The organism is Paenibacillus sp. PDC88, assembly GCF_900106725.1.
Classification (GTDB): domain Bacteria; phylum Bacillota; class Bacilli; order Paenibacillales; family Paenibacillaceae; genus Paenibacillus; species Paenibacillus shunpengii.
In genome coordinates, this window is sequence record NZ_FNNT01000016.1 from 50,309 (window position 1) to 59,977 (window position 9,669).

Consider the following 9,669-nt stretch of genomic DNA (forward strand, 5'->3'; position numbering starts at 1 on the left):
GGCCATCAGCCAGATCATCTGGTTGGTGGTTTTTTAGTTTGTGATATAATCGTTGAAACTCAATCGGAACGGAGGGACTTCAGATGGTTGTTAATCGAGAACAGCTCCAAGAAGTTCTAAAAAAAGCAAACCAACATGCACGTAAGCAAGCGAAAGATTTAGGTGCTTCTATCTACTATATAAAAAATAACAAACGTATACGAGAAGACGCGCAAGGAAACAAGTTTGAAATTGTGTTTGATGAATCCGGACAACGTCAGGAATTTGAATACCATGAATGACATTAAACCGATTATGATAGTTTCGCTGGAACTAATGGTGCTAGAAGTAGCACGCTAAGAAGCTTACCTTCGGACAGGGGTTCGACTCCCCCTCGACTTCATTTAAAGTGCTTAAAGAACCACCAACCAGAAGTTCTGATTGGTGGTTTTTGGTTTTGTTGATGGAGTTTTTAATGGTAACGTTAGAAGAAAAAGAAATAGACGGTGAACATCTTCTGAATGATGTTTCATTGACAGCTCTGAAGGAAAAGAGGATATGCTGAAAAAATAATATAGTAGGAAATATCTTCTATGTTATAGAGCATATAGAAGATGAAAGTGGTATGCATAATGCTAATCAGTAAATCAAAGAAGGTGCAGTTCCAATGGATCCTTATCTATATTTGTTTTTTCATGTCTTATCACATGCACTTTTGGGGGCAATTATTGCATACTGCTTTTTGCCAAAGAACAATTGGAAAGACCGTGTTGTATGCCTCTGTTCAGGTGCCCTTTGTGGGATAATTCCTGATTTTTTGGGGGATAGAAGTACAGCTCCATGGTCCCATTCGGTACTAATTGCCCCTTTTCAAGCGTTAGGTGTGGCTTATTTAACAAAACAGTTCTATAAAAAGGCATCATTTAAATTAATTTGGGGATCTTCGATTTTGTCTGTCTTATTTGGACATTTGTTTTTAGACTACATGGGGCATGATATACCAGCATTTTATCCGGTTAGCGATAAGTCCTTTATTATGGGAGCTATTACTTTAGGTGATCCGTGGATATGGTTTCCATTGGTTATCGGCCTTGTATGGAGTTTGCTTTTAAGCAATAAATCTAAATCACCTGTAATAACTTCAATACTATTCGTACTAATATACCTAGTATTTCGAGTAACGGCAAAAGAGATCATCGAAGAAAAAGTGCGGGTTCAGTATCCTGTTTGGGAAAAGTCATATATCACAGTGGAACCTGATCATCATTATGAATTCCCGTTAAACCCCTTACATTGGTTGGATTTCAGGTTTGAAATTAGCAGCTCCCATTTTTCAAGAGGTGGGGATGCAGGTATTCTTGGGCAGAAAACAGATGAGCTGTTCTGGTACGATTTTTATCCAGTTGCACGTGACATTACATTAGTACATGGAAAGTATAGTTTTATGTATTCAGCTAAATCAAATGGTAGTCTATCCGTTATTGATGATTGGACAGAAACGGGATTCAACTTTATTATGGGAGAGCATGAGGGTAATCTTCATATCTTCAAAGAAACTTTAAATGGCGAGTGGGAAGAAATTCTGTTGAGGCAGTCTGATGACTAGTGTGAATTTGTTATTACCGATTAAGATATGCAGTGTCATTCATACGCTCTTTTCAGCACGGCTCCTATTTCTATTGTTAGGATATCATAACAGGATTAACAGGAATTAATGACGATACGAAGGAATGATTCTTTTGCATACTTTGATCGAACTTCTAAGAATATTAGGGATTATACTTCTACTGTTATCTATACTATTTCTAGTGCTGAGCAGCCTCAAGGAAACGTACAGGCATTTAGACAAGTTGTATTCAGCCTTTTTCTACACCGGTATAGTAGTAGTATTGACATGGGCTATATTAAGTTGAATTGTTGTTGTATTTACATATATAGCAGACGTACAGTGAGAGAGGAGAACGATCATTGGATTATTTTCATCGTATTCAAAAAGTTGTTGATTATATCGAGACACATATTGAAGATGATACCGATGTCGATGAGGCAATTCGCAGTTCTCACGTTTCTAAGTTTCATTTCTATCGTCTTTTCAAAGCAATTGTGGGTATGACAGTTCATGAGTATATGAAGGAGAGGAAGTTGAGCAAGGCCGCAGAGCACCTCTGTACCACAAATGATGATATATTAACCATAGCGACAAGATATGGATTTAACTCACAGGAAGTATTCACGCGTAATTTCAAAAAGTTGTTCCACTGTACCCCAGCTGCATTTCGAAAAACCAATAATGTGGATTGGGCGCTGCGCGCAACAGGCAAGATGAATGTGGATTCTCTCAGACTTGATATTAAGAGTATGAACGGAAAAATTGTTGTAAACGAGAAGGTTGAGATCATACAGGACCTCAAGCTGATAGGAATAGAACGGGAAATGACAGATGAGCAGGCGTACAGTGTCGTTGACGCAATGGAGCTTTTTTTAAAGGAAGCAGAGCGAATACCTAACATCGTAAACGAAACCATATTTCGCATCTGTTATGGAATAGATTATTCCGGAGATATTCCCAAATATAAAGAGTTAATCGCATTGGAGGTTTATGACACGGCTTATGTGCCGAATGGAATGACAGCAAAGTGTATTGAGTATGCAAAAGTAGTGACTTATACACATAAGGGCAGATTGTTCATGGGGGAAGAAGAGAAAATTATAAATACATATCATTTTTTGTATCGTTATCGCATCCCTTATCAATCATATGAATTAACAAAAGACTTTCTTCTTGAAAGGTACGGTGCAGATTTTAAAGGACCATTCCATGAAAATTCACATATGGAAATATCTTTCTCCATTCGATAACAATGTAGCAATCAGAATCAAAAACCGATAACGGCTTTCTGGTAAATTTCAAGTTAACAACCTGTTAATTTGATGATCAGGAAGCTTTTTTATTGGAGGGAATCGAGAGATGTGTACCACATTTGCGATGAAAAATGAAGAAGTGATGTTACTGGGGCACAATTACGATTTTTACTATGGACATGGCTTAATTGTTGTAAGTACGAGGGACCTCATGAAAGAGTCTTTCAAGGCTGACGGGACGAAAGGGGTTCGCTGGAAAACAAAGTATGGAAACATTACCTTTACGCAGTTTGGCCGTGAGCTGCCGATGAACGGGATGAATGAGAAGGGACTCACGATTGCGATGATGTATCATGAAGACGGGCTATATCCGCAAACGGACAGCAGACCTGCCCTGAATGAACTGCAATGGATACAATATCAGCTAGATCAATATGCTTCCGTAGAAGAAGTAATTTATCATCTAGATCACATCAGGTTAGAAAAAACCTTGTATGAACTCCACTATATGATTGCAGATGCAACGGGTCAGACAGCAATTATCGAATTTATTGAGGGAAGAGCACATGTAACTCAGGATGCACCCTATTTTTCACTTACCAATACGAGCTTCGAGAAATCATTGGCGTACGCCAATCAATTTCAAGATATTCCAATTCCGCAATTATCCCGAAAGGTCACATCTCTTGACCGTTTTACCTTAGGTTATCGCCTTGTGGAGGATAAGTGCCGATTAGATAACACGTCGCCTCTTTCGGTAGAAGAAGCATTTTGTGTGTTAGAAGATATTGCGGTGAAGCCATCCGTAGATTGGAGCTGGATCGGTGACGGAATTCCGTCCACACTCACCTATTGGAGTATTGTGTTTGACATCAAGAACTTAATAATCCACTATAACGATTATGGCAATAAGGAAATTCGCTCGATTGATTTAAAAAAAATCGATTTTTCCCATGCCGCCTCGATTCGCTGCTTATCGCTGGATAATACACTTAAAGGATCTATCGAATGTCATTTCAAACCGTATACAACATTGGATAATGAAAGGATCATTCAATTAAGTTATAAACCGATAAGCGATGTGTTTCCGATCAAAGATCAGTTAGCGTTAGCCCAATACCCGGATACATTTAAGTGAGATCTTCAGGAAAGGGCAGAGGTTAACAAAAAAGGACCCAGCGAGTATGGAGGCCCTCGCTTCCATTTCTAAGTACTCAAAGGCCATCAACCAGATTATCTGGTTGGTGGTTTTTTAGTTTGTTAACACTAATTGTTGAAACTCAATCAGAACGGCGGAACTTTAGATGGTTATTAATCGAGAACAACTCCGAGAAGTTTTAAAAAAATAGCAAACCAACATGTACGTTAAGCTAAAGATTTAGGTGCGTCTATTTACTATATAAAAAATAACAAACGTATACGAGAAGACGTGCAAGGAAACAAGTTTGATGACATTAAACCGATTATGACCGTTTTCGCTGGAACTAATGGTGCTGGAAAGAGAACACTAAGTATGCAAATGCGGGACTAGTTGGGGGAATCTTGTTGATCCAGATCAGATTGCTCGGGGACATTTGTATTGAAGCATTAGAATGAGATTCTCTTCTGTTGTTTATAATAGACTGGATCATCAGTACATGGTTACAGAGGGAGTTATTATAATGAAACGCACCCATATATTCTTCGCATTTCTGTTGTCAGCTGCTGTTGTATTAAAAGCACCTGGAACCGCTTTAGCTCAGACCAGTGACATATCATTGCAAGCTGTAGAGGAAATACAGCAAGTAGACGTTCCATTTGATATAAATACATATGATGCGACCACAGCATCTGAAGTGATAACTCTCCATGACAAGGATCGATTAAAGTTTCTCGGAATGAAGCTAAGTCCCCCTTTATTTGCTCCAAAAGTAAGCGTAGAAGAAGCGATCAACATTGCTTCAGCTAAAAGTCCCAAGTTTGCTAAGGAAGCTAGCTCAATAGAAGCGGAATATCAGCTTTTTAGTTATCCATTTATGAATGCCTTTACCGAAGAAGCGTTAATTCGTAACAGCCAATTAAAGAAGGATGGTTTTTTGTTAAATACACCTGTATACATTGTTACATTTTTCGATATAAAAGGTACAGGACACGCAATGAAAGGGAAGGAAGCCCCGACATATAGCCAGTTTAATGTAGTCATCGATGCTAATTCTGGCAAATCACTATTATCATTCACCTATAGGTAATGAAGAATCCCACCAGATATCCTGATGGGATTTGTGTTCTATGATTCTAGTAGATTAATAGAATGAGCTTCGATAATCTTAACTACTTGTTGACGGTCGATATGATGGTTTACCATGTCAACCGTAAAATCTTCGGCTTGCTTGGGATCCATTTTGAATTGCAGGTGATTATAACGCAGAAATATGACCAGTGCTGTAAAAGCGGTCCGTTTATTAGCGTTGTGAAAAGGGTGATTCTGACCCAAAGATTCAAATAAAGCCGAAGCCTTCTCCATTATAGTAGGATATGCATCTTTGCCCAAAATGGAATGCTGAGGTCGATGCACTGCTGATTCAAGCAACCCAGGTTCTTTAACTCCTATCTGTTCACCTGGGCTGTAGCGTTGAATCATAGCTACGTTAATAGCTATTACTTCTTGAACGGATAAATAACGAGTGGACGTCATCTGTCTTTCAGTCCTCGTAATGTCTGATCGTATTCTTCAATGACATCTGTCAAAGTATCCATGAAGTCTACACTAATCCCTTCAGGTAGAGAAACCTTTGTTGACTTTTTAATGAGGATTTCGCCTGTTGCAGGATTAACATCAATACTCACTGTATCGCCTTGCTCCAATCCAATTTGCTTCAAAGCATCCGTCATGGTGATACCTAAGCTGTTACCGAACTTCGTTACTTTTCGCTCCATCTCTATCATCCTATTCATTAGAATTCCTCCTTATCATCTTATTCAACTGTTATAACAATTATACAATTATAATTAAAGGGTTCAATCACTTTTAAGGTTCATTCACACGGTCTGCTTCTGTAGCTGCTTGTATGTAAAATGTTTGCTTCTAAAGCGTATTGTGTTTGACATCAAAAACCTAAAAATCCGCTAATCCATTGATTTCAAAAACTTCGATTTTTCAATGCCGCCTCGATTCGCTGCTTATCGCTGAATAATACACTTAAAGGATCTATCGAGGGTCATTTCAAACCGTACACAACATTGGATAATGAAAGGATCATTCAATTAAGTTATAAACCGATAAGCGATGTGTTTCCGATCGAAGATCAGTTAGCGTTAGCCCAATACCCGGATACATTTAAGTGAGATCTTCAGGAAAGGGCAGAGGTTAACAAAAAAAGACCCAGCGAATAATGGGTCCTTTTTTGTATCTGGAAGAAATACAGGCAGTCCTAGTCCGTTCAACAAATCAAAAAGTAATCGTTGCTCTCCAAGATCCGCCGCCTTGCGTACAGGTATAGGTTCCTGTAACGGTTCTGCCGTCTGCAGCAAGGGTGCCGGTGTAGGTACAGTTATTGCCATCGCTGCTGTTTCTTCGTAACACCTGCACGTTGTTGCCGGATATATTGATCGTCAGTACAGCTGTAATATCCTGCGCACCTTGCATCGTCCACCTTGCATCAAAAATATTGCTGTTTCCTCGGCGCGTCCATACCCCGCTCCAGCCGTCTTCTTGTTCGTACCAAACTCGTCCTAGACGGGGCCTTTCACGTCGTACAATCGTGGCAGTCCAAGTACCTCCGCCTTGATTGCATCTAAACGTTCCAGCAACCCTGCGTCCATCTGAGGAGAGAGTGCCGGTGTAGTCACAGTTATTGCCATCACTGCTGTTCCGACGCTGAACATACACAAAATTACCGAAGATATAAATTGTCAAAACTGCTGTGATTGGTGTTGCATTCGTACCAGGCATCGTCCATCTTGCATCAAAAATATTGCTGTTTCCCCGCCGGCGCCACAAGCCGCTCCAAGATCCCTCTTGCTCATGCCACTCGACTCCCAAGTCCTGCTGTCCAAATGGAAAATTTAAGGTTTGGGATGGAAGTAACTGACGATACTCATTCGGGATATAGCTAGAAGGTACACAATGATAAGGATACATTAAGGATCTTCTCCTTTGTTTGATCTGATTATGTAATATGCTATGTTGGGGGTTTGCCCATTGTACCTGAGGGCACCTATTTTGGGCTTTTTGCAGATTGACAATTACTTATGAAATTGCTTTGCTATCAATCTTAGGGCCAAGAAGTGAGATTGGACTTTGTTAAAGAGTATACACAATATGAAAATCCGAACGAAATAGAAGATCGTTTTTATTTTATTGAATTTAAAGATAATGGATCTAGTAATTAATATTGAATTTAATGAAAAATATTGTAAAATAAAGTTAGATCATATCATCTACGAATTAAATGAGTACCAATGATCAAAAAATCTTAGGAGCTGATTTTATTGATTAAAAAGTGGCAACGAAAAAGAGTCAAAGGATTTCTCTCAAGTTTATTAATTGGTACATTGTTATTCAGTATTTCAAGCGTCGCTTTAGCTTCCGATGATCTTGTAGTGAGTGCTGATATTGTTCCACTAAATTCAATAAGCGTAGATGAGAAAATTAAAGGATTATACGAACAAAGAAGTCTAGTTTTAGCACAAAAAAAGGAAGGGTACCAAGAAGAATATGAAAAACTAGGAAAAGAATTAGAAGCACTTGGGGTTGAATTCTTGACTCAAGCTCAAGTTGCTGAAAAAATGGAAATTGCTAAAAAAACATATAATGGACCCACACCTCAAATAGCATTGCCAACAAATCCAAAATATGTTTGGTCAAGTTTTCGAAATTCATGGGTGAAAAACGGGGTTACATACGAAGTTCAACACCTGACAGCGGAGCCTAATAGCACGAAATCCATACTATGGGGAGTTCAAACTGGAGTAACGCAAAGTTCTAGCGAAGTGCAAGCTGCTGCTGTAAAATTGGTTGGGACTCTTGTAAAAGAAGGCGCTTCTACAATTGGTAAACCTGTTGATGCTTCAATAACCTTCTTTGATGCAGTGTATAATTTTATCACTGATGCAAATTTCGGAAGAACTACGGTAATAACCGATGTCACCTCTAACTATACTGTTTCATGGTTCGAAAATATAGATTTTATGTATGTAAAGAAAAAGAGTGATCCAGATTCAAATCAAGAATTGACATTTATGTCATCCTCTATTAGCGGTGATGCTTCTTGGACAATGCCTTCATTTAGTTATAAGTCAAGTGGAGCAGTAAAAAGCGTAAAGAATTTAAATGGAAGTAGACTATTCACCTACCACAGTACAACTGCACATAGAAACGGCTCATTCGCTGTTGCCGCTTATCTTGATCCGTCTGCACCAAGAAATGCCTATATAACGTTTGCTGAAATTAAGGGGTATCAAGATAAAAGGGTTGGTCTGATACCTGTTGCTACACCCGCTTCACCTATAACAATGCCTTAATAGAATTATTTCAAGTTATTAATTGGATTAATGCTGAATAAGATTTGTGTAATTACTTATCTGTTGCACAAATCTTATTTGGTGTTAAAGGAGATGTAAGTGTGAGAAATTTTTTGAAATATTCTTTGATTCCAATTTTATTGTTGGTGATTTTTTTGTTTTTTTATAAATTCCCTAATAAAGTTGAAGTAGTAAGGTCTGCCGGAACTTTCTCTTATAATAATTCTTCAACATTTCAGGAAACTCATATTCAAATTAATGGCATACTTTATCGACCATTATTTCGAGATCATGTTTTTAAAGGCTCAATTATAATTAATGGAAATGAAGTATCTGAAAACGGGGAGACACTTGATACATATATTTTAGAGAAAAAGAATGGTATTAATATGGGCAATTTAGTATACAATGATCTTTCCAAAAACCCTCCGGACAATGTTTCTATGTTAGGTATTATTTGGTTTGATGATGACTTTAATAATATAACAATTCTAGATGTTCAGACAAAGGTTAGATATATAGTGACGGGTTCCACATACAAAGACGCATTATCAACATTAGAAAAAATGAAAAAAGACTTTGGCTCCAGTTTTGTAGTTTTTTAAGCAATCATTCGTTGGGACTGCTGTATACTAAAAATAGGCTTACCAAATAACCTTCTCAACGAAATGATTTGGTCTTAGTCAATCACACTCCTCTCCTTGGATATTAAGAACCCTTGAACTCGCTAAAAGTTATGAATAATTTTATTCTTTTTCGTTTCTTCAACTATTTTCGTCATTACTCCTTAACTATCGAAGAATGAATTTACGGCTGGTTAAAAAAGTCCCTGGAGTACAGCAGTACTCAGGGACTTTTAATTATTTCATTTTTTCTTAATGATCTTTAGAATTTGACTCACTCTTGATTGGCTCACATTAACTCTTGAAGCTATCTCATGTTGTGTAAGGCTTGGTACTCTCTCTATCAATTTATGAATTATGTAAATCAATTCTTTTTTTCTTTTATCTTTCGATAGATCTATTCCATTTAAAGCTTGTTCTTGTGCATATTGCTTCTTAATCTCAATAAGCAATTCATCTTCATTTTATCGTTTCCCAGCTCATGCAGGTTCCCCCTTCTTAATATGTACTCCCTCATTTTACTCTGAACAATAACATTGAGATAAGATCTTTTCATAACATTTAAAAGTCAACAAAAAAGAACCCTTGAACCTCTTTAACCTAACTTGCCCGTTAGAATTCCTGTAATACGAATATTTGGAGTTTGAATAAAAAAGAACGCCTCGTTATGATGGGGTTACGCACGAGGTCATTGCCTCAAAAA

Annotated in this window: 11 protein-coding genes; 7 read left to right on the forward strand and 4 right to left on the reverse strand. The window is 37.9% G+C overall.

The window, feature by feature from the left end:
- Positions 1–83: 83 nt before the first annotated feature.
- The 5 genes from BLW49_RS26765 to BLW49_RS26785 all read left to right on the forward strand — a co-directional run bounded on the left by BLW49_RS26765 (position 84) and on the right by BLW49_RS26785 (position 5,069).
- Positions 84–281, forward strand: coding sequence for a hypothetical protein (locus BLW49_RS26765; RefSeq protein ID WP_090727921.1), 198 nt, complete (start codon positions 84–86; stop codon positions 279–281).
- 365 nt (positions 282–646) lie between these two features.
- Entirely contained in the window at positions 647–1,585 is a 939-nt protein-coding gene (locus tag BLW49_RS26770) for a metal-dependent hydrolase (RefSeq protein WP_090727923.1), read from the forward strand.
- A gap of 362 nt (positions 1,586–1,947) precedes the next feature.
- Positions 1,948–2,838, forward strand: a complete 891-nt coding sequence (locus BLW49_RS26775) for an AraC family transcriptional regulator (protein ID WP_090727924.1) — start codon at positions 1,948–1,950, stop codon at positions 2,836–2,838.
- A gap of 109 nt (positions 2,839–2,947) precedes the next feature.
- Positions 2,948–3,979, forward strand: coding sequence for a linear amide C-N hydrolase (locus tag BLW49_RS26780; RefSeq protein ID WP_090727926.1), 1,032 nt, complete (start codon positions 2,948–2,950; stop codon positions 3,977–3,979).
- 523 nt (positions 3,980–4,502) lie between these two features.
- A complete protein-coding gene (locus BLW49_RS26785) occupies positions 4,503–5,069 on the forward strand; it encodes a PepSY domain-containing protein (RefSeq protein WP_090727928.1) in 567 nt (188 codons plus the stop codon).
- A 38-nt stretch (positions 5,070–5,107) separates the two neighbouring features.
- Here the strand turns inward: BLW49_RS26785 and BLW49_RS26790 are convergent, their stop codons facing one another.
- The 3 genes from BLW49_RS26790 to BLW49_RS26800 form a co-directional block, all read right to left on the reverse strand.
- Complete coding sequence (locus BLW49_RS26790; RefSeq protein ID WP_090727929.1) at positions 5,108–5,515, reverse strand: type II toxin-antitoxin system death-on-curing family toxin; 408 nt, start codon at positions 5,513–5,515, stop codon at positions 5,108–5,110.
- The gene (locus BLW49_RS26795; RefSeq protein ID WP_090727931.1) at positions 5,512–5,775 is read right to left on the reverse strand and encodes an AbrB/MazE/SpoVT family DNA-binding domain-containing protein; all 264 of its coding nucleotides are present in this window, start codon (positions 5,773–5,775) and stop codon (positions 5,512–5,514) included. Before BLW49_RS26795 ends, BLW49_RS26790 begins: the two co-directional genes overlap by 4 nt.
- Positions 5,776–6,268: 493 nt before the next feature.
- Positions 6,269–6,961 (reverse strand): hypothetical protein, encoded by a 693-nt coding sequence (locus BLW49_RS26800; RefSeq protein WP_218145905.1) that lies wholly within the window; start codon positions 6,959–6,961, stop codon positions 6,269–6,271.
- Between the two features lie 350 nt (positions 6,962–7,311).
- Here BLW49_RS26800 and BLW49_RS26805 point away from each other — a divergent pair, with 350 nt between their 5' ends.
- Together BLW49_RS26805 and BLW49_RS26810 are read left to right on the forward strand one after the other, a co-directional pair.
- A complete protein-coding gene (locus tag BLW49_RS26805; protein ID WP_090727933.1) occupies positions 7,312–8,343 on the forward strand; it encodes a hypothetical protein in 1,032 nt (343 codons plus the stop codon).
- Positions 8,344–8,444: 101 nt separating this feature from the next.
- The gene (locus tag BLW49_RS26810; RefSeq protein WP_090727934.1) at positions 8,445–8,948 is read left to right on the forward strand and encodes a hypothetical protein; all 504 of its coding nucleotides are present in this window, start codon (positions 8,445–8,447) and stop codon (positions 8,946–8,948) included.
- Positions 8,949–9,208: 260 nt separating this feature from the next.
- On the opposite strand, the gene BLW49_RS29565 is transcribed toward BLW49_RS26810, so the two are convergent.
- Positions 9,209–9,418: a sigma factor-like helix-turn-helix DNA-binding protein gene (locus BLW49_RS29565; protein WP_076315578.1), complete on the reverse strand. Its 210-nt coding sequence runs from the start codon at positions 9,416–9,418 to the stop codon at positions 9,209–9,211.
- Between the last annotated feature and the right edge of the window lie 251 nt (positions 9,419–9,669).